The following is a 17,339-nucleotide window of genomic DNA, read 5'->3' as shown; positions in this document are numbered from 1 at the left end:
CGCGCCGCGCGCAATCGACTTCCGCGTGCGGATGCCACGACACGCGCCCGCCGGCGCACGAGCGCGTGCCGGGCTCACGCCATTCCGTCGCCGCCGGCACTCTGCCCGGTGTAGAACGCGAACGTGCTGTCGGCGGCGCGACGGGCCGTCTCGGGGTCCGCGCCGTCGGCGGCGTGCGCCGTGGCCCAGCCGTCCGCCGCCGCACGGTAGAACGCCTGCCCCTCGTCCGTGACCGCCCAGGCCTCCGCGTGCTCCGGGGTCGGGCCGTCGCCGGCTCCGGCCAGGTGCAGGGCCAGGCCCAGCATCCCGCCGTCCCAGCCGACGCCGGTCGCGCCGGGGCCGTACATCTCCCAGAACCCCTCGGGGACGTCCTCGGTGCGGGCGACATGCTCGAGCTCGAGGCGGGTGGCATCCGCCCCTTCCGCCGTCAGCCGCACCGTCAGCCACGTCACGCCACCGCCGAACTCCCACGTCGCCTTGAAGTGTGCCCGGCCGCCCGAGGGCGGAGCGCACTCCTGCACGACGCCGCCGGCGTTCCCCTCGAGCTGGTACCGGCCCCCGAGCGCGAGGTCGCCCGAGACCGGGAGGAACCACCGGGCGATGCGGGGTGCCGTCGTGACCGCGTCCCACACGTCATCGATGGGGGAGGGGTACGTCTGCGCGAGCGTCTGCACCCGCGACGGGAACCCGTCGATCTCCTCGCTCGCGACCTCTCGCGTCACTGCGGCGACCTGCGCCTGTACGTCGACCATGTCAGTCCTCCTTCTCGTCTGTTCCTGACTCGTCTGCCTTCTCGGACTGCCCGGGTTCGGCATCCGGCTCCGCGGCGTCCGTCCCTGCGGCGGCGCGGCGCCGCTCTCTGCGACCACGCGCCAGTTCCGTCGCCAGCGCGTCCAGGTGCGGCTGCCAGAAGCGACGGAACGGGTCGAACCACGCCGCCGCGTCCTCCAGCGGCGCGGGGTCGATCGCATAGAGGCGCCGCGTGCCGTCGGGGCGGACGGTCGTAAATCCCGCCTCTCGCAGCACGCGGAGGTGCTGCGAGACGGCCGGCTGCGAGATGCCGAACTCGCGCTGGACCTCTTCGCCGATCCGGCCGGCGCTGAGTTCGCCCTCCGCGAGGAGTTCGAGGATGCGCCGGCGGACCGGATCGCCGAGGACGTCGAGCGCGTGCACGGCTCCATCATTGCGCGCGAACTTATATAAGTCAACAGTGATCTTCGTGCCCGCCCGCCCACGGGCCTGCGCTCGTAGGATGACGCCATGGCATCCGACACTCCGGCACTCCCTCCCATCGCGATCCTCGGCGCCGGCTCGATGGGCGGTGCCATCGCCCGCGGTCTCTCGCGCTCGGGGCTCGCCGGGGCGGGCGTCACCGCGACGAACCGCTCGCGCGCGAAGGCCGCCGAGCTGGACGGGCTCGAGGCGGTGACGAGCGTCGCGCTGGAGGATGACGCGACGGGGAACGCGGATGCCGCGGCCGCCGCCGACGTCATCCTCGTGGGCGTGAAGCCGGCCATGGTGCCCGACCTGCTGCGTGAGATCGCGCCGGCCGTGCGCCCGGGGACGATCGTGGTGAGCCTCGCCGCCGGGGTCACCATCGAGACGTTCGAGCAGATCCTCGGCACCGGGATCGCGGTGCTGCGATCGATGCCGAACACCCCGGCGGTGGTCGGCCGCGCGGTGACGGGGCTCGCGGCTGGGCCCCGCGCGGACGCCGCCGCCCTCGACGTCGCACGCCGGCTGTTCGAGACCGTCGGAACCGTCGTCGAGGTCCCGGAGTCCCGGATCGACGCCCTGTCGACGATCTCGGGGTCGGGCCCGGCGTACTTCTTCCTGCTGGTGGAGGAGTTCACCAAGGCCGCGATCGGCAAGGGCTTCGCCAAGGCCGAAGCCCGGGTGATGGCGGAGCAGACCTTCATCGGTGCGGCTGCCCTGCTCGAGGCATCCGCCGACGATCCGGCCGAGCTGCGCCGGCGCGTGACGAGCCCCAAGGGCACGACCGAGCGCGCGATCGCCGTCCTGCAGGAGGCGCGCCTGGACGAGGTGTTCGCGGACGCGACCGATGCCGCACTCGCCCGCGCGAAGGAGCTCGCCGCCGGCGCGTGAGCGCGATGCGGAGAGGTCGCGCGGTTGAGTGCGGGACCGCCGTGGATCAGCGCTCGAGCGCGGCGAACCTCTCGATGTCGGAGTTCGTGCCCGACACGATGATCAGGTCGTGGTTGGTGACCACGGTGTTGGCCTCCGCGTAGCGGAACGGCTTGCCCGGGCTCTTCACGCCGACGACCGTCACGTTGTACTTCGTGCGCACGCCCGACTCGTTCAGTCCGACGCCGCGGATGAACTTCGGCGGGTAGAGCTTGGCCAGCGCGAAGTCGTCGTCGAAGCGGATGAAGTCGAGCATGCGGCCGCTCACGAGGTGCGCGACGCGCTCGCCGGCCTCGCGCTCGGGGTAGATGACGTGGTTCGCGCCGACGCGGGCGAGGATCTTGCCGTGCGACTGCGACACCGCCTTCGCCCAGATCTGCGGCACCTTCAGGTCGACGAGATTGGCCGTGATGAGCACCGAGGCCTCGATCAATGAGCCCACGGCGACGACGGCGACCTGGAACTCCTGGGCGCCGATCTGCTTGAGCGCATCGATGTTGCGGGCGTCGGCCTGCACGGTGTGCGTCACACGCTCGGACCACTTCTGCACGAGGTCCAGGCTCTCGTCGATCGCGAGCACCTCCCGATCGAGGCGGTCGAGCTCTCCGGCGCAGGCGGCGCCGAAGCGACCGAGTCCGATCACGAGGACGGGCGCGTCGCCCCTGATCCGCTCAACCAACGATCGGCCTTTCGACAGGCAGCGAGTACAACTGCGAACGGGATGCCGCGGCCACCGCCGCTGCGAGAGTCACTGTACCAACGCGTCCCATGACGATCGTGATCGCCAGCACATACACGGCCGGATCCGGCAACTCCGCGGTGAGCCCCGTCGACAGCCCGACGGTGGCGAAGCCGGAGATGACGTCGAAGAGCACGTCTCCGAGATCGGCCTTCGTGATCTGCGTGATGATGATGGTCGAGAGCGCGACGATCGTCGATCCCCACGCCACGACCGACAGCGCCACCCGGAGCACGTCGCTGGGTATGCGCCGGCCGAACACCTGGTTGGAGGCGCGTCCCTTGGCCTCCGAGACGACGGCGAGCGCGATCACCGCGAGCGTGGTGACCTTGATCCCGCCTGCCGTGGACGCCGAGCCGCCGCCGACGAACATGAGCATGCAGCCGACCAGCAGGCTGGACTGGTTGAGCTCGCCGATGTCGAGGATCGCGAACCCGCCGGATCTGGTCATGGCGGAGAGGAAGAACGCCTGGAACGTGGTGTCCCAGGCGTCCTCGGTGCCCAGGGTCAGCAGGTTGTCGTACTCGAGCACGAGGAAGACGGCTCCGCCCAGGAAGAACAGCAGCACCGTCGTGATGAGCGTCAGCTTGGCGTGCAGCGACCAGCGGCGCACGTGCCAGAGCTCGCGGCGGAGCGTGTAGATGACCGGGAAGCCGATCGAGCCGAGGAAGACGCCCGCCATCAGCGCCGTCAGGAAGAAGTAGTCGTGACGGAACGGCTCCAGGCCCTCGGCGTTGGGCGTGAAGCCCGTGTTGGTGAACGCCATCGCCGCGTAGAACGGCGCCTCCCACAGTGCCGCGTTCCACGGCACGCCCGCGAGGATGAGGCCGGGGAAGAGGAGGACGGCGATGATCGCCTCGATGACGAGGGTGGACAGCGCCACGGTGGCCAGCAGGCTGCCGATCTGCCCGAGCTGCACCGTCTGGCCCTCGTTGACCGGACCGCCGTGGGTGCGCAGCGGGTTCGAGTCGCTCGCGGCCATCAGCTTCGCGCGCAGCCCGAGACGGCGCGAGATCACCAGGCCCAGGATCGATGCCATCGTCAGCACGCCCAGCGCGCCGATCTGCACGCCCACGAACACCAGCACGTGGCCGAACGGCGACCAGTGCGTCGCCATGTCGACGGTGGCCAGGCCTGTGACGCAGATCGTCGAGACGGCCGTGAAGAACGCGTCGGCGAAGGGCGTCACCTCGCCGGTCGCGGAGGCGATCGGCAACGAGAAGAGGCCCGTGAAGACGAGGATCAGCGACAGGAAGATGATGATGGCGAACCGTGCCGGGGAGCGCTGGGTCAGTTCGCGGAAGTACTCCTTGACACCGCGGCCGGCGCTGCGAAGCCGGGCCGCAGGGGTGACGGCGGCGCCTCGCCTGCCATCCGTCATGTGGTCTCCTCGTGCAGTGCGACCCCATGTCGACGGGCGCGGGGCGCCATCATGGTACTCCGCTGGGGTCCCGACTACTCTGAGCCTATGGCGGACATCTTCGACGTGATCGCGGACAGAACGCGTCGCGACATCCTGCGACTCCTCCTCGACCGCTCATCCGCCGGAGACCGGGGCACCAGCGTCTCGCACATCGTCACAAAGCTCGGAGCCAGCCAGCCGACCGTCTCGAAGCACCTCAAGGTGCTGCGCGACGCGCACCTGGTGTCGGTGCGCGAAGAGGGCCAGCACCGCTACTACAGTCTGTCCGCCGCCCCGCTCGACGAGGTCGATGACTGGCTCGTCCCCTTCCTCGACGACAACGGCGCCGCCGTGCCCGACGACGGCGCCGCCGCTGCGCTGCCGGACAGCGCCGCTCACGCGGCGGAGGTCGTCGGCCGCGCAGCGGCGTCGGCCAAGCACGCCCTGGAGAACGCGCTCAAGCGCCTGCCCGGTCGGTGACCTGCGACGAACCCTGAGGCCGCCGCCCGGCGCAGCGCCGGTCAGCGCCGTCCCGCCTTGCGCCGGAACAGCCAGGCTCCCCAGGCGAACGAGACGATGAGGATCGCCAGGCACCAGCCCACGGCCCACCAGGCGTTGTCGTCCATCGGCGTGCCCAGCAGCAGACTGCGCAGCGCTTCGATGATGGGCGTCACGGGCTGGTTCTCGGCAACCCACTGGAGCCACTCCGGCATGGTCGTGACCGGCACGAAGGCGCTCGAGAGGTACGGCACGAACAGGATGATGAACCCGTAGCCGTTCGCGGCCTCTGGGCTGCCTGCCGCCAGGCCGATCGCGGCGAACAGGTAGGTGATCGCGAGGATGTACAGCGCGATGAGGGCGATCGCACCCGCCCAGCCCCACGCGCCGGCCGTGGGACGGAAGCCGACGAGGAGCGCGACGCCGATGACGACGCCGGTGGCCAGCAGGTTGCGCAGCAGGCTGGCGACCACGTGGCCGGTGAGCACGGCGCTCGCCCGGAGGGGCATGGTGCGGAACCGGTCGATGATCCCGGCCTTCATGTCGTTGGCGACATACACCGCCGTCGACGCCGCGCCGAAGCCGGCGCACAGCAGGATGATGCCCGGCACCACGTAGTCCACGTAGCCGCCCGTCGGATCGATCGCGCCGCCGAAGACGTAGGTGAAGAGCACCATGAGCAGCACCGGCAGCATGATCGCCATGACGAGCGACTCGCCGTCCCGCAGCGAGTGCAGCAGGCTCCGGCCCACGAAGACGCTCTCGGCGGTCAGGCCGGAGATGCGCGGGCGGAGGGCGGGGACGGGGGCGAGGGCGGTCATGCGAGCTCCTTGGCGGTGTCGGAGTGCCGGACGCCCGGTGCGCCGCGCCCGTCGGGCGAGGTGAGGGCGAGGAAGACGTCGTCGAGGCTCGGCCGCCGGAGGGTCACGATGCCCTCGGCGCCGGATTCGTCGAGCACGTCCAGGGCCCGGCGCAGGCCCGAGACGGAGCCGTCCGTGGGGACTTCGCGCACGAGGGCGCCCTGCGGGTCGTGCACCTCGACGGTGTCGCCGCCGATGCGGGACTTGAGCGCTGCGGCGGTGCCACCGGCGACGACCCGACCGCCGTCGAGCACGGCGACGCGGTCGGCCAGCTGATCGGCCTCCTCGAGGTACTGGGTGGTGAGGAAGACCGTGGTGCCCGCCTCGGCGAGGGAGCGGATGACGTCCCACAGCTCGCGACGGCTGCGGGTGTCCAGTCCCGTCGTGGGCTCGTCGAGGAAGAGCACCTCGGGCGCGACGACGAAGCTGAGCGCCAGGTCCAGCCGCCGTCGCATGCCACCGGAGTAGGCGCCGACGCGGCGGGTCGCGGCATCCGTCAATCCGAATCGCTCCAGGAGCTCGGCGGCGCGGGCACGGGCAGCGCGGCGGTTCAGGCCCGACAGGCGGCCGAGCATGACCAGGTTCTCGGTGCCGGTGAGGGCGTCGTCGACCGCGGCGGATTGGCCGGTCAGGCTGATGCGCCGCTTCACCTGCTCGGGCTCGCGGGTCACGTCGAAGCCGGCGACGCCGGCCGTGCCGGCATCGGGGCGGACGAGCGTCGTCAGCACATTGATGGTGGTGGTCTTGCCGGCGCCGTTCGGACCCAGGAGGGCGAAGACCTCGCCCCGGCCCACGGCGAAGCTGACGCCGTCGAGGACGCGCTCGCGGCCGAACGTCTTGCGGAGCCCGTCGGCGACGATGACCGGCGGAGCGGCAGGGGAGTGCATGAGGTTCCCTTCGAGTACGTCGTAAACTGTTTATGCGACTAACTGTGTATCACACGATCATGAGGTGTGCAACATAAACAGTCTTAGACTGACCGCATGACGGACGCAGTCGAGCCCGAGCTCCCGCGCGGCATCGCCCTGGCGTGGGGCATCGCCGCGAGTCCGCAGCGGGGGCCGAAGCGCGAGATGAGCGTGGAGCGCATCGTCGAGGCGGCGGTGGAGATCGCCGACGCCGACGGTCTCGGCGCCGTGTCGATGGCTGCGGTCGCGTCCCGCCTCGGATTCACGCCCATGTCGCTGTACCGCTACGTCAGCGCCAAGGACGACCTCATGCTGCTCATGCAGGAGGAGGCCACCGGTGCACCCTCGGAGGCGACGCGGACCGCGGGGGGCTGGCGGGAACGGCTCGAGGCGCTGTACCGCGAGCAGCTGCAGCACTATCTCGCCCACCCCTGGGTGCTCGAGATCCCGATCTCGGGCGTGCCGGCGACGCCGAACAGCGCCGCGTGGATGGATGCCGGCCTCAGCGCGCTCGCCGATACCCCGCTGTCGTACGAAGAGCGCCTCGCCGTGATGCTGCTCGTCACGGGCACCGCGCATTGGGCGGGGACGGTGCTGGCCGCCTACGCGCGGGTGGAGCGCGAGCAGGGACTTCGCGACGACGAGATCGCCCGCAAGGAGGACGCGCTGTTCCGAGCCCTGATCACGGCCGACGCGTACCCCGAGTTGCGCGCGGCGATCGAGGCCGGGGCGTTCCTGGACGAGTCCGATCCGTTCTCGTTCGCGCTCGCGCGCGGGCTCGACGGCGTAGGCGGCTACATCCAGGCGATCGGGGAGGGGCAGCGCCCGCCCCGCGAGTCCTGGTTCGCTCCCGACGATGCGGATCTCGTCGACGACAAGCGGTACCGGGAGGCGCAGCGGGCGGTGCGGGCGGCCGAGAAGGCGCTGCGCGATGCCCGGAAGATGGAGCGGCAGGTCGCGCGCGAGGCGCGGGATCGTCGCGCCCGCCAGCGCTCCGATGCATGACGGCGCTCACCAGCCCCATCCGTCACAGCAGTTCACAGCAGCCCCGGTTTACACGCCGGTCCGCGGCGGTCTAAAGTGATCGCAGTACTTCTGGGGAAGGGGATCGACATGGCGGAACTGCCTGATGTGCGCTTCCTCACGGTGGCCGAGGTCGCCGAGTTGATGCGGGTGTCCAAGATGACGGTCTACCGCCTCGTCCACTCGGGCGAACTGCCGGCCGTCCGGTTCGGTCGCAGCTATCGCGTGCCCGAGACGGCGGTGACCGAGGCCCTGCAACGGCCGATCGCCGACGTCGGCTAGACTGTTCCGAGGCATTTTCCGTATCTGCCCGTTCCCGGGTGCGCACACGCCGCGCCCAGACCCCGACATAGTGAGGTTCTCCGTGGGTTCTGTCATCAAGAAGCGCCGCAAGCGCATGGCGAAGAAGAAGCACCGCAAGCTGCTTCGCAAGACTCGCCACCAGCGCCGCAACAAGAAGTAAGCGGCATCCGCACCAAGCGCCCCCACGGCGCTGCGCTTCGACAAGCCCAGCAACCGTCGGAAGGGGGCGCTTCGTGTATCCGGAATCCGCGTCCCGAGAGGCATCATGAAGTCCATCACCGTCCAGCAGCTGCGCGAGCGCACCGGCGTTCCGCTGATCGACGTCCGCGAGGTCGACGAGTTCGCCGCCGGCCACGTGCCCGGCGCGATCAACATCCCGATGTCGGCCATCGGCGGCCGGCTCGACGAGCTCCCCGACGGCGCGTTCGACGTCATCTGCGCGGTGGGCGGCCGCTCCGGCCGGGTCGTGGAGGCTCTCGAGGCTCGCGGCTACGACGCCACGAACGTCGACGGCGGAACCAACGACTGGGTCGCCTCGGGCTTTCCCGTCGAGCGCTGAGCGGCCGGCATGACCACCGTCACCCTCATCGGCAAGCCCGACTGCCATCTGTGCGACGTGGCCCGCGAGGTGGTCGAGACCGTCGTCGCCGAGCTGCCCGAGGACGCCGTCGACATCCAGGAGCTGTCGATCGCCGACGACCCGGCGCTTCACGCGCAGTGGTGGGAGAAGATCCCGGTCGTGCTCATCGACGGCGAGCTGCACGGCCACTGGCGCGTGTCGCCCGACCGCCTGCGCGCGGCGCTCGCCGGCTGAGCCGCGGCATCCGCCTCAGGGAGCGAGGCGGGTAGGGCCCCGGAAGAGGTAGGTGACCTCGCGAATGGACGACTCGCCCAGCAGCAGCATCATCACGCGGGCGAGACCCATGCCGAACCCGCCGTGGGGCGGGGCGCCGTAACGGAAGAAGTCGAAGTAGAAGTCCAGGTGCTCGGGCTCGAGGCCCTTCTCCTGCGCCTGCTCGATGAGCACGTCGACGCGGTGCTCGCGCTGCGCGCCGGTCGTGATCTCGACGCCCTTGAACAGGAGGTCGTACGACTTCGTCAGCCCGGTCTCCTCGTCGCGCATGTGGTAGAACGCGCGGATCTCGGGGTGGTAGTCGGTGATGAAGACGAACTGGTGGCCGTACGTCTCTTCGACGTGCGCGGAGATCTGCCGCTCGCCTTCGGGGTCGAGGTCGCCGTCGGTGCGCGGGATCTCGTAGCCACGGCTCTTGACGATCTCGCGGGCTTCGGCGAGCGGGATGCGCGGGAACGGGATCGCGGGCACCTGCACCTCGACGCCGAAGAGCTCCTCGATCTCGGCGCCGTGCTTGTCCTTGACGGCCTGGAAGCCTGCCTGCAGCAGCTCCTCCTGCATGCGGGCGACGTCCTCGTGGGAGTCGATCCAGCTGATCTCGGCGTCGATCGAGGTGAACTCGGTGGCGTGGCGCGAGGTGAACGAGGGGTCCGCGCGGAAGGCGGGCGCGATCTCGAAGATCTTGCCGAATCCGGCGACCTGGGCCATCTGCTTGAAGAACTGCGGGGACTGCGCGAGGTACGCCGTCTGCTCGCCGAAGTACTCCAGCGAGAAGAGCTCCGCATTGGACTCGGATGCCGAGGCCATGAGCTTCGGCGAGTGCACCTCGATGTAGTCGCGCTCGACCCAGTAGGTGCGGAAGGCGTGCTCGAGGGTCGTCTGCACGCGGAAGATCAGGTTGTTGCGGCGCTGACGGAGGTCGAGGAATCGCCAGTCCATGCGCTTGTCCATGCCGCTGTCGGCGGCGATGGGGGTCTCGGGCAGCGCGGCCGCCGCGATGTCGAGGCTCCCGATCTTGACCTCGACGCCGCCGAGCTTGACGCGCTCGTCGTGCTTCAGCTCGCCGCGGACGGTCAGGAACGTGCCCGTCGCGAGGTTCGAGATCGTCTCGGTGAGGGCGAGGGCCGCGGCATCCTGCTCCGAGCCGTCCTCCGCCGGGCGCGTCGCCGGATTCACCAGCTGCACCGCGCCCGTCTCATCGCGAAGGATGACGAACTGCACCTTCTTCTGGTCGCGGACGGTCTCGACCCACCCGGAGACGGAGACGGGGCCGTCGGAGAGACCCTGCAGCTGGTTGACGAGGACGCGTTCAGTCACGGTCGACAAGTCTACGTTGACCCGCAGCGGGTCAATGCGAGCGAAGCGAGCGTTGAGGCGCTGCGGGTCAAGATCGAGTAGCGAGGAACGAGCGTATCGAGATCTCGGTGCTCCGGGTCAATGCGAGCGAAGCGAGCGTTGAGGCGTCAATCGGCGTGTCGTCCCCGGCCGCGCTCCGCCGACGGTGTGGCATGTGGACGGTATCGAGCCGGAGGAGACGGAATGACGCAGTCGCGTCCGATGAAGGTCCTGGTGTGGGGCGAGAACCACCACGAGAAGCACGACGAGGCGACGCAGCGCCTGTACCCCGACAGCATGCACGCGACGATCGCCGCGGGCCTGCGGGCCGTCCTCGGCGCCGACGCCGTTGTGGACACGGCGACGCTCGACCAGCCCGAGCACGGGCTCACCGAGGAGCGGTTGGCCGACACCGATGTGCTCTTCTGGTGGGGGCATGCGCGGCACGACGCCGTGGACGACGCGGTCGTGGAACGGGTGCATCGCGCCGTGCTGGGCGGCATGGGGCTCGTGGTGCTGCACTCGGGGCACTTCTCGAAGATCTTCATCCGCCTCATGGGCACCACCTGCAGCCTCCGCTGGCGCCAAGGCGAGGACCGCGAGCTGGTCTGGACGGTCGCGCCGACGCATCCGATCGCGGCCGGCGTGCCGCATCCGATCGTCATTCCGGCGCAGGAGATGTACGGCGAGTTCTTCGATGTGCCGGCGCCCGACGAGCTGGTGTTCGTCTCGAGCTTCTCCGGGGGAGAGGTGTTCCGCTCGGGGATGACGTTCTCGCGCGGCCGCGGACGCATCTTCTACTTCTCGCCCGGTGACCAGGACTACCCCGTCTACCACCAGCCCGAGATCCAGCGCGTGCTCGGCAACGCGGCCGGCTGGGCGTTCCAGGACAGGCCGCGCGAGGTTCCGCGCCTGACCATGCACCGCACCGGAGAGTTCGCGACGCCCCGCTCGTGGGACGGGGAGGAGCTTCGATGAGGCAGGTCGTCCTGGTCGGCGCGGGTGCGATGGGCCGCGCGTGGATGGACACGGTCGCCCGACGGCCGGATCTGCGGGTCGGTGCGGTGGTGGACCTGTCGGTCGCGTCGGCGCAGCAGGCCGCACGGGAGCGCGGCTGGGACGTCCCGTGCGTCGCGACCGTCGAGCAGGCGTTGGCGACGGGGGACCGGCCGGACCTGCTTCTCAACGTCACCGTCCCCGACGCCCACCGCGCGGTCAGCGAGGCCGCCCTGCGTGCCGGGGTCCCGGTGCTCAGCGAGAAGCCGGTGACGCCGCGGGTGGCCGACGCGCTGGCGCTCGCCGCCATCAGCGAGCAGTGCGGCACGCTGCTGGCGACGAGCCAGTCCCGGCGGCACTCGCCGGGGCTGCGGGCGTTCAGAGACGCCGTGGCGGCATACGGCGGCGCCGCCCAGCTGGACGCGGCGTTCTTCCAGAACCCGCGTTTCGGCGGCTTCCGCGACGAGATGGAATCGCCGCTGCTCGTCGACATGGCCATCCACACGTTCGATCAGGCGCGCTTCGTGCTCGGCAGCGAACCGGAGTCCGTCTTCTGCGACGAGTTCTCGCCGCCCTGGAGCTGGTACCGCGGCGGGGCGGCGGCCCACGCGGTCTTCCGTTTCGAGGACGGTGCGAGGTTCGGCTACTCCGGCAGCTGGTGCGCGGACGGGCTCACGACGTCGTGGAACGGCGCCTGGCGGGCGAGCGCGGCCGGAGGCTCGGTGGACTGGGACGGCGAGACGTCGGTGCGCGCGCAGGACGGCGATGGACCGGTGCGGATGCGGCAGCCGGCGGACGAGCCCGAGGGCTTGGACGCCGCCCTCGCCGAATTCCTCGACGCGCTCGAGGGCGGGCCGGCTCCTTCGGGCGAGATCCGATCGAACATCTGGAGCCTGGCGATGGTGGAGGCGGCGGTCGCGTCCGCACGATCGGGCGCCCCGGCGCGATTCGACGAGGTGTTCGCTCAGGCGGCGGCAGCGTGCGTCGAGAGCGCGCGGACGGCCGGAGACGACGCCACCGCGGACCTGGTCGCGTCCTGGGGCGGCGCTCCGCCCCGCTGACGCCGGGTCGCCGGGGTGCGATGCGCTGCCGACCGCCTGGGTCGCCCGCCCGCCCGCGCAGGAGCTATCCTCCGATCCATGCGAGGCGTTCGCGAGACGGCTGGAGGTCCGGCATGACAGGCGCGTATCCCGGCGGGCCCTACGCCGCCCCCTTACCGGCGAAACCGCCCGTGAGGACCCTCGACGTGGTCATCACCGTCATCCTCCTGGTCGGCGACGCCGTGCTGGCCGGCCTCGCGTCCTTCATGGGGATGTTCCTCGTGATGGCGTCGGACCCGTGCGGCGTCCGCGACTGCAGCACCGATCTGATCACGCTGGGCTGGCTCATGGGCATGATCCTGCCGTGGGTGGCCTTCGCGGCGACCGCGATCGTGTCCATCGTGCTCATGGTCAAGCGCCGCCTCGCATTCTGGGTGCCGCTGGCCGGTGCGGCGCTCATCGTGCTCTCCCTCGTGCTGGCCTTCACCGTGACCGCCGCGGGAGTGCCCGAAGCCGGCGTCTGACGGCGGCTCAGGCATCCCCCACGGCGATCGGGGGGCCAGCCCCCGGGTTTCGCCCATGTTCCTTCCGTAACGTGGAGGAGTCGCGCCCGGACGGGCCGCGGCCGCCGCCACCAGATGCCACCGACGGACGGGATCCGACGAATGACGACCGCGACGACGACCGCAGCGACGACCGACGGTTCGTGGCTCACCGCGCTCTCCGACTGGGCCGTGTCGCTCATGGAGATCATCGGACCGATCGGAGCCGGCGTCGCCATCGCGCTGGAGAACCTCTTCCCGCCGCTTCCGAGCGAGGTCATCCTGCCGATGGCCGGGCTCGCCGCCAGCCGAGGCTCCTTCTCGCTCGTGGAGGCGCTCGTGTGGACCACGGCGGGCTCCGTGATCGGCGCGCTCCTCCTGTACGGACTGGGGGTGTGGCTGGGGCTGGGGCGCCTGCGAGCGATCGCCGCGAAGGTGCCGCTGCTGCATCCCGAGGACATCGACCGCACCGTGGCCTGGTTCGGCCGGCACGGCGGCAAGGCGGTGTTCTTCGGGCGGATGATCCCGATCTTCCGCAGCCTCATCTCGATCCCGGCGGGGATCACGAGGATGCCGGTGTGGCGCTTCACGCTGCTGACCGCGGCCGGCAGCCTGCTGTGGAACTCGATCTTCGTGCTGTCGGGCTACTTCCTCGGAGAGTCGTGGCACATCGTCGAGCGGTACGCCGACCTCCTCCAATACGTCGTCATCGGCGTCACGGTGCTCGCCGTCGGCTGGTTCCTCGTCGTGCGCATCCGTGCGCTCCTCGGCGAGCGCGCGGGAAGCGCCGAGCCGGACCTGGACTGACGCTCAGCCGCCCCACAGAACCGGCGCACGTAGACTGGTGCGGTGCCCGCCGACCGCCTCCATCTCGTGCGTCACGGGGAGGTCCACAACCCCCGACGCGTGCTCTACGGTCGACTTCCGGGATTCGGGCTGAGCGCGGACGGGCGTCGGATGGCCCGCCAGGCGGCCGAGTACCTGCAGTCGCTCGAACGCCCCGTCTCGGCACTCGTCTCCTCGCCGCTGCAGCGCACGCAGGAGTCGGCCGAGGCGTTCACCGAACTGTTCGGGCTCGAGCCGGTGCTCGACGAGCGTGTGATCGAGCCCACCAACGTCTTCGAGGGCAAGCGCATGATGATGGCCCTCCTCAATCCGTGGAACTGGCGGCACCTGAGCAAGCCCGCGCTGCCCAGCTGGGGAGAGCCGTACGCCGACGTCGTCGGCCGCATGAACTCGGCGATGACCCACGCATGGGACTCGGCCGACGGGGGCGATGTCGTGGTCGTCTCGCACCAGCTGCCCATCTGGATCACCCACCTCGCCGTGGCGGGCCTCCCGCTGCGCCACGACCCTCGCGCGCGACGCTGTGCGCTGTCGAGCGTGACGAGCTTCGAGATGGTCGACGGGAAGTGGACCGAGACCGCCTACGCGGAGCCGGCGTCGACGGCCGGCGCCGTGGATGTGGGGGCGGTATGACCACCGGGCACCGGCCGCGGACGACGCGTCGCGGAGCGAGGGCGCGGGCTGCGGCATCCGCGCTCCTGGCCATCGGGCTGATCGCCGGGCTGGCGGCGTGTTCGGAGGACCCGCTGGCCGAGCAGTACCGCTCGGGTGACAACAAGGGCTTCGTCGCCGCCGACGGCTTCCGCGTGGTCGAGATCCCGGCCGCGGAGCGCACCGACCCGGTCGACTTCGAGGCCGTCCTCGACACCGGCGGCACCGCATCCAGCGCCGACTACGCCGGCCAGGTGCTCGTCGTGAACTTCTGGTACGCCGGCTGCGCGCCGTGCCGCGTCGAGGCCCCCGAGCTCGCCGCCGCCGATGCCGCGTTCGAGGGCCAGGACGTGTCGTTCCTCGGGGTGAACCTGTACGACGGCGCGGAGGCGTCGCGGGCGTTCGCCTCGACGTACGGCGTCGAATACCCGAGCGCGCTGGCCACCGAGGACGGCTCGATCAAGCTCGCGTTCGCGGGCGAGACGCCGCTGAACGCCGTCCCGGTCACGCTCGTGCTCGACAAGGACGGCCGCGTCGCGGCACGCCTGGTCGGACAGATCGACGACGCGTCGATCCTCGAGACCCTGGTGCGCGAGACGCTGGAGGAGACGTGAGCATCGGCGCGCTGGTGGCCGACGGGTCGCTCCTCGTCGCCATCCCGATCGCCATCCTCGCCGGGGCGATCTCGTTCCTCTCGCCGTGCGTGCTGCCGCTCGTGCCGGGCTACCTCGGCTTCATCGGCGGCGCGGTGAGCCCGCGTCCCGCCGCGGTGACGGTGGGAGCCTCGACGGCCTCGGCGACGGGAACCGGGACCGGCGCTGCGGCGGCCGGCGCGCCGGCGCCGGACGCCGTGGAAGGACCCGGCCGCGGCCGGCTCGTGCTCGGCGTCGTCCTGTTCATCGCGGGCTTCACCGTGGTGTTCGTCAGCATCGCGATGCTCGGCGGGACGCTCGGCCGCTTCCTGGTCGAGTACGCCGAGGTCATCACGCGCATCCTGGGCGTCGGCATCATCGCCATGGGCCTGGTCTTCATCGGCTGGCTCGGGGTCGCGCAGCGGATCGCGCGCCCGCAGGTGCGCGGCAACCTCGGGCTCATCGGGGCCCCGCTGCTGGGTGTCGCGCTCGGGATCGGCTGGGCGCCGTGCATCGGCCCGACGCTCGCCGTCATCCTCACGATGGCGTTCGACTCGGGTTCCGCCGCGCGCGCCGCGCTCCTCGGCGTCGCGTACTCGCTGGGCCTCGGCATCCCGTTCCTGCTCCTCACTCTCGGCTTCGGGTGGGCGACCAGATCGGTGTCGTTCGTGCGGCGTCACATCCGCGTGGTCAACCTCGTCGGCGGCGCACTGCTGGTCGTGCTCGGCCTGCTGATGGTGACGGGTGTCTGGACGGCGATCATGGCTCAGCTGCAGGGGGTGTTCGCGAGTGTCCCGGCCCCGCTCTGAGTCGCCGGCGGGCCCGTCATCGCCTGCCGAGCCCGTCGAAGGGACCCTGCGTCCCTCGGACCACGCCGACGGCGACGCGCCGGCGGCGGCCTCGGACGTCGAGCAGCCCGCACTGGGCGTGGTCGGCTGGCTCCGCTGGGGATGGCGGCAGCTCACGTCGATGCGCACGGCACTGGTGCTGCTGCTGCTCCTCGCGATCGCGGCCGTGCCGGGGTCGCTGGTGCCGCAGCGCAGCGCCGACCCGAACGGCGTCCGCCAGTACTTCGTCGACAACCCCGACCTCGCGCCCGTGCTCGACAACCTGAGCCTCTTCGACGTCTACACGTCGCCCTGGTTCTCGGCGATCTACATCCTGCTGTTCATCTCGCTCGTCGGGTGCGTCATCCCGCGCACGAAGCACCACTACAAGGCCATGCGGGCCCAGCCGCCTCGCACCCCCGCGCGACTGTCGCGGCTGGACGCGCACCGCTCCGAGGTCCTGGAGTTCGCGGGCGCCGAGGAGGCCGACGCCGGCGCGTCGACCGCGATCGACGCCGCGCGGCAGCAGCTGCGCAAGGCCGGCTACCGGGTCCAGCGGTACGACGCGGCCGGGACGACGTCGGTGTCGGCCGAGCGCGGCTACCTGCGCGAGACGGGCAACCTCGTCTTCCACGGCGCGCTGGTCGGCGTCCTGCTCGCGGTCGGCATCGGCGGCGGCTTCACCTACACCGGGCAGACGGTCATCATCGAAGGCCGCACGTGGGTCAACACGATGCTCGACTACACGTCCTTCAACCCCGGGCGCTTCGTCGACGAGGACGCGCTCGAGCCGTATGCGCTGACGCTCGACGAGTTCTCGCTGTCGTACGTGGCTCCGGGGCAGCAGGGCGCGGGGCAGGCCGGGGACTTCGTCGCGCACCTGACGACGCAGTTCCCCGACGCCGACGCCGCGCGGGGCGAGGTGCGGGTGAACCATCCGCTCGAGATCGCCGGCGACCGCATCTACCTCATGGGCAACGGCTACGCCCCGACGATCACGATCCGCGACACCGACGGCGAGGTCGTGTTCTCCGAGCCGGTGCCCTTCCTGCCGCAGGACAACAACATGACCTCGCAGGGCGTCGTGAAGGTGCCCGACGGACTGCGCGAGCAGGTCGGCCTGGTCGGGTTCTTCTATCCGACCGCGCAGGAGCTCACCAACGGCGCGTTCACGTCGGTGTACGGCGACCTCGAGTACCCGATGCTCACGTTCTGGGTGTACTCGGGCGATCTCGGCATCAACGACGGCGTCCCCCGGTCGGTGTACACGCTGGATCCGAGCGAGATGACGCAGCTCGCCGGCGGCGACTCGGGTACGCAGGCGCTGGCGCTCATGCCCGGCGAGACGGTGGACCTGCCCGACGGGCTGGGCTCGATCTCGTTCGACGACGAGTCCGGGGAGGGCGCCGCCGACTTCAAGGAGTCCGTCAAGCGCTACGTGTCGCTGTCGATCCACCGGGACGCGTCGGCGACGTGGGTGCTCGTGTTCGCGACGCTCGCGACCGCTGGACTGCTCGCCGCCCTCTTCGTCCCCCGCCGTCGCATGTGGGTCAAGGCCACGACCGAGGGCCACACGGTCCGGCTGGAGTACGCCGGCCTCGCCCGCGGCGAGGATCCGACCCTCGACGCAGCGGTCGCCCAGCTCGCCCAGCAGCATCTCGCGTCGCTGGCCGCCCCCGCCGCCTCGTCCGCGCCCGACCGGAGCCCGAGGCCTGAATCAACCCCCGAAGTAGACTGAG

Annotated in this window: 22 protein-coding genes; 15 read left to right on the top strand and 7 right to left on the bottom strand. The window is 70.8% G+C overall.

Annotated features, from left to right (window positions below; all coding sequences use genetic code 11):
* Nucleotides 1-74: 74 nt before the first annotated feature.
* Both ACFRAL_RS13180 and ACFRAL_RS13175 read right to left on the bottom strand, forming a co-directional pair.
* A complete protein-coding gene (locus ACFRAL_RS13180; RefSeq protein WP_378883602.1) occupies nt 75-752 on the bottom strand; it encodes an SRPBCC domain-containing protein in 678 nt (225 codons plus the stop codon).
* Nucleotide 753: 1 nt separating this feature from the next.
* A complete protein-coding gene (locus ACFRAL_RS13175; RefSeq protein WP_336394754.1) occupies nt 754-1,173 on the bottom strand; it encodes a metalloregulator ArsR/SmtB family transcription factor in 420 nt (139 codons plus the stop codon).
* A gap of 87 nt (nt 1,174-1,260) precedes the next feature.
* Here ACFRAL_RS13175 and proC point away from each other — a divergent pair, with 87 nt between their 5' ends.
* Nucleotides 1,261-2,106 (top strand): pyrroline-5-carboxylate reductase, encoded by an 846-nt coding sequence (proC, locus tag ACFRAL_RS13170; RefSeq protein ID WP_378883598.1) that lies wholly within the window; start codon nt 1,261-1,263, stop codon nt 2,104-2,106.
* Nucleotides 2,107-2,152: 46 nt separating this feature from the next.
* Here proC and ACFRAL_RS13165 read toward each other — a convergent pair whose 3' ends face one another.
* Both ACFRAL_RS13165 and ACFRAL_RS13160 read right to left on the bottom strand, forming a co-directional pair.
* Entirely contained in the window at nt 2,153-2,824 is a 672-nt protein-coding gene (locus ACFRAL_RS13165; protein WP_336394756.1) for a TrkA family potassium uptake protein, read from the bottom strand.
* Complete coding sequence (locus tag ACFRAL_RS13160; protein WP_378883594.1) at nt 2,817-4,265, bottom strand: TrkH family potassium uptake protein; 1,449 nt, start codon at nt 4,263-4,265, stop codon at nt 2,817-2,819. Before ACFRAL_RS13160 ends, ACFRAL_RS13165 begins: the two co-directional genes overlap by 8 nt.
* An 87-nt stretch (nt 4,266-4,352) precedes the next feature.
* Here ACFRAL_RS13160 and ACFRAL_RS13155 point away from each other — a divergent pair, with 87 nt between their 5' ends.
* Nucleotides 4,353-4,766, top strand: coding sequence for an ArsR/SmtB family transcription factor (locus tag ACFRAL_RS13155; RefSeq protein WP_378883591.1), 414 nt, complete (start codon nt 4,353-4,355; stop codon nt 4,764-4,766).
* 41 nt (nt 4,767-4,807) lie between these two features.
* Here the strand turns inward: ACFRAL_RS13155 and ACFRAL_RS13150 are convergent, their stop codons facing one another.
* Together ACFRAL_RS13150 and ACFRAL_RS13145 are read right to left on the bottom strand one after the other, a co-directional pair.
* The gene (locus tag ACFRAL_RS13150) at nt 4,808-5,605 is read right to left on the bottom strand and encodes an ABC transporter permease (RefSeq protein WP_378883589.1); all 798 of its coding nucleotides are present in this window, start codon (nt 5,603-5,605) and stop codon (nt 4,808-4,810) included.
* Nucleotides 5,602-6,531: an ATP-binding cassette domain-containing protein gene (locus tag ACFRAL_RS13145; protein ID WP_378883587.1), complete on the bottom strand. Its 930-nt coding sequence runs from the start codon at nt 6,529-6,531 to the stop codon at nt 5,602-5,604. Before ACFRAL_RS13145 ends, ACFRAL_RS13150 begins: the two co-directional genes overlap by 4 nt.
* Before the next feature lie 96 nt (nt 6,532-6,627).
* Here ACFRAL_RS13145 and ACFRAL_RS13140 point away from each other — a divergent pair, with 96 nt between their 5' ends.
* From ACFRAL_RS13140 to ACFRAL_RS13120, 5 genes are all read left to right on the top strand, one after another.
* The gene (locus ACFRAL_RS13140) at nt 6,628-7,557 is read left to right on the top strand and encodes a TetR/AcrR family transcriptional regulator (RefSeq protein WP_336394761.1); all 930 of its coding nucleotides are present in this window, start codon (nt 6,628-6,630) and stop codon (nt 7,555-7,557) included.
* 108 nt (nt 7,558-7,665) lie between these two features.
* A complete protein-coding gene (locus ACFRAL_RS13135; protein ID WP_336394762.1) occupies nt 7,666-7,857 on the top strand; it encodes a helix-turn-helix domain-containing protein in 192 nt (63 codons plus the stop codon).
* An 82-nt stretch (nt 7,858-7,939) separates the two neighbouring features.
* Nucleotides 7,940-8,038: a 30S ribosomal protein bS22 gene (locus tag ACFRAL_RS13130; RefSeq protein WP_003792170.1), complete on the top strand. Its 99-nt coding sequence runs from the start codon at nt 7,940-7,942 to the stop codon at nt 8,036-8,038.
* Between the two features lie 105 nt (nt 8,039-8,143).
* Complete coding sequence (locus ACFRAL_RS13125; RefSeq protein WP_336394765.1) at nt 8,144-8,437, top strand: rhodanese-like domain-containing protein; 294 nt, start codon at nt 8,144-8,146, stop codon at nt 8,435-8,437.
* A 9-nt stretch (nt 8,438-8,446) separates the two neighbouring features.
* Nucleotides 8,447-8,692: a glutaredoxin family protein gene (locus ACFRAL_RS13120; protein ID WP_378883582.1), complete on the top strand. Its 246-nt coding sequence runs from the start codon at nt 8,447-8,449 to the stop codon at nt 8,690-8,692.
* Between the two features lie 15 nt (nt 8,693-8,707).
* Here ACFRAL_RS13120 and aspS read toward each other — a convergent pair whose 3' ends face one another.
* On the bottom strand, nt 8,708-10,048 hold the full coding sequence (gene aspS / locus ACFRAL_RS13115; protein WP_378883580.1) for an aspartate--tRNA(Asn) ligase: 1,341 nt from the start codon (nt 10,046-10,048) through the stop codon (nt 8,708-8,710).
* A gap of 222 nt (nt 10,049-10,270) precedes the next feature.
* Between aspS and ACFRAL_RS13110 the strand changes: the two genes are divergently transcribed.
* From ACFRAL_RS13110 to ACFRAL_RS13075, 8 genes are all read left to right on the top strand, one after another.
* Complete coding sequence (locus ACFRAL_RS13110) at nt 10,271-11,044, top strand: ThuA domain-containing protein (protein WP_336394768.1); 774 nt, start codon at nt 10,271-10,273, stop codon at nt 11,042-11,044.
* Complete coding sequence (locus ACFRAL_RS13105; protein WP_378883576.1) at nt 11,041-12,123, top strand: Gfo/Idh/MocA family protein; 1,083 nt, start codon at nt 11,041-11,043, stop codon at nt 12,121-12,123. The genes ACFRAL_RS13110 and ACFRAL_RS13105 overlap by 4 nt, the downstream gene beginning before the upstream one ends.
* 20 nt (nt 12,124-12,143) lie before the next feature.
* Nucleotides 12,144-12,626: a DUF6264 family protein gene (locus ACFRAL_RS13100; protein ID WP_378883574.1), complete on the top strand. Its 483-nt coding sequence runs from the start codon at nt 12,144-12,146 to the stop codon at nt 12,624-12,626.
* A gap of 141 nt (nt 12,627-12,767) precedes the next feature.
* Complete coding sequence (locus ACFRAL_RS13095) at nt 12,768-13,451, top strand: DedA family protein (RefSeq protein ID WP_336394771.1); 684 nt, start codon at nt 12,768-12,770, stop codon at nt 13,449-13,451.
* Nucleotides 13,452-13,493: 42 nt separating this feature from the next.
* A complete protein-coding gene (locus ACFRAL_RS13090; protein WP_336394772.1) occupies nt 13,494-14,123 on the top strand; it encodes a histidine phosphatase family protein in 630 nt (209 codons plus the stop codon).
* A complete protein-coding gene (locus ACFRAL_RS13085) occupies nt 14,120-14,755 on the top strand; it encodes a TlpA disulfide reductase family protein (RefSeq protein WP_336394773.1) in 636 nt (211 codons plus the stop codon). Before ACFRAL_RS13090 ends, ACFRAL_RS13085 begins: the two co-directional genes overlap by 4 nt.
* On the top strand, nt 14,752-15,582 hold the full coding sequence (locus ACFRAL_RS13080; protein ID WP_378883568.1) for a cytochrome c biogenesis CcdA family protein: 831 nt from the start codon (nt 14,752-14,754) through the stop codon (nt 15,580-15,582). Before ACFRAL_RS13085 ends, ACFRAL_RS13080 begins: the two co-directional genes overlap by 4 nt.
* Nucleotides 15,563-17,338 (top strand): cytochrome c biogenesis protein ResB, encoded by a 1,776-nt coding sequence (locus tag ACFRAL_RS13075; protein ID WP_378883565.1) that lies wholly within the window; start codon nt 15,563-15,565, stop codon nt 17,336-17,338. The genes ACFRAL_RS13080 and ACFRAL_RS13075 overlap by 20 nt, the downstream gene beginning before the upstream one ends.
* Nucleotide 17,339: the final 1 nt, after the last annotated feature.

The organism is Microbacterium sp. NPDC056736 (assembly GCF_042790415.1).
Classification (GTDB): domain Bacteria; phylum Actinomycetota; class Actinomycetes; order Actinomycetales; family Microbacteriaceae; genus Microbacterium.
This window is presented reverse-complemented; position numbering and strand designations above follow the sequence as displayed.

What these genes read in the sequence shown, in the direction of transcription:
- ACFRAL_RS13180 (WP_378883602.1), bottom strand. Translation starts at nt 752, where the DNA reads ATGGTCGACGTACAGGCGCAGGTCGCCGCAGTGACGCGAGAGGTCGCG.
- proC (WP_378883598.1), top strand. Translation starts at nt 1,261, where the DNA reads ATGGCATCCGACACTCCGGCACTCCCTCCCATCGCGATCCTCGGCGCC.
- ACFRAL_RS13160 (WP_378883594.1), bottom strand. Translation starts at nt 4,265, where the DNA reads ATGACGGATGGCAGGCGAGGCGCCGCCGTCACCCCTGCGGCCCGGCTT.
- ACFRAL_RS13155 (WP_378883591.1), top strand. Translation starts at nt 4,353, where the DNA reads ATGGCGGACATCTTCGACGTGATCGCGGACAGAACGCGTCGCGACATC.
- ACFRAL_RS13150 (WP_378883589.1), bottom strand. Translation starts at nt 5,605, where the DNA reads ATGACCGCCCTCGCCCCCGTCCCCGCCCTCCGCCCGCGCATCTCCGGC.
- ACFRAL_RS13145 (WP_378883587.1), bottom strand. Translation starts at nt 6,531, where the DNA reads ATGCACTCCCCTGCCGCTCCGCCGGTCATCGTCGCCGACGGGCTCCGC.
- ACFRAL_RS13140 (WP_336394761.1), top strand. Translation starts at nt 6,628, where the DNA reads ATGACGGACGCAGTCGAGCCCGAGCTCCCGCGCGGCATCGCCCTGGCG.
- ACFRAL_RS13135 (WP_336394762.1), top strand. Translation starts at nt 7,666, where the DNA reads ATGGCGGAACTGCCTGATGTGCGCTTCCTCACGGTGGCCGAGGTCGCC.
- ACFRAL_RS13125 (WP_336394765.1), top strand. Translation starts at nt 8,144, where the DNA reads ATGAAGTCCATCACCGTCCAGCAGCTGCGCGAGCGCACCGGCGTTCCG.
- ACFRAL_RS13120 (WP_378883582.1), top strand. Translation starts at nt 8,447, where the DNA reads ATGACCACCGTCACCCTCATCGGCAAGCCCGACTGCCATCTGTGCGAC.
- ACFRAL_RS13110 (WP_336394768.1), top strand. Translation starts at nt 10,271, where the DNA reads ATGACGCAGTCGCGTCCGATGAAGGTCCTGGTGTGGGGCGAGAACCAC.
- ACFRAL_RS13105 (WP_378883576.1), top strand. Translation starts at nt 11,041, where the DNA reads ATGAGGCAGGTCGTCCTGGTCGGCGCGGGTGCGATGGGCCGCGCGTGG.
- ACFRAL_RS13100 (WP_378883574.1), top strand. Translation starts at nt 12,144, where the DNA reads ATGCGCTGCCGACCGCCTGGGTCGCCCGCCCGCCCGCGCAGGAGCTAT.
- ACFRAL_RS13095 (WP_336394771.1), top strand. Translation starts at nt 12,768, where the DNA reads ATGACGACCGCGACGACGACCGCAGCGACGACCGACGGTTCGTGGCTC.
- ACFRAL_RS13085 (WP_336394773.1), top strand. Translation starts at nt 14,120, where the DNA reads ATGACCACCGGGCACCGGCCGCGGACGACGCGTCGCGGAGCGAGGGCG.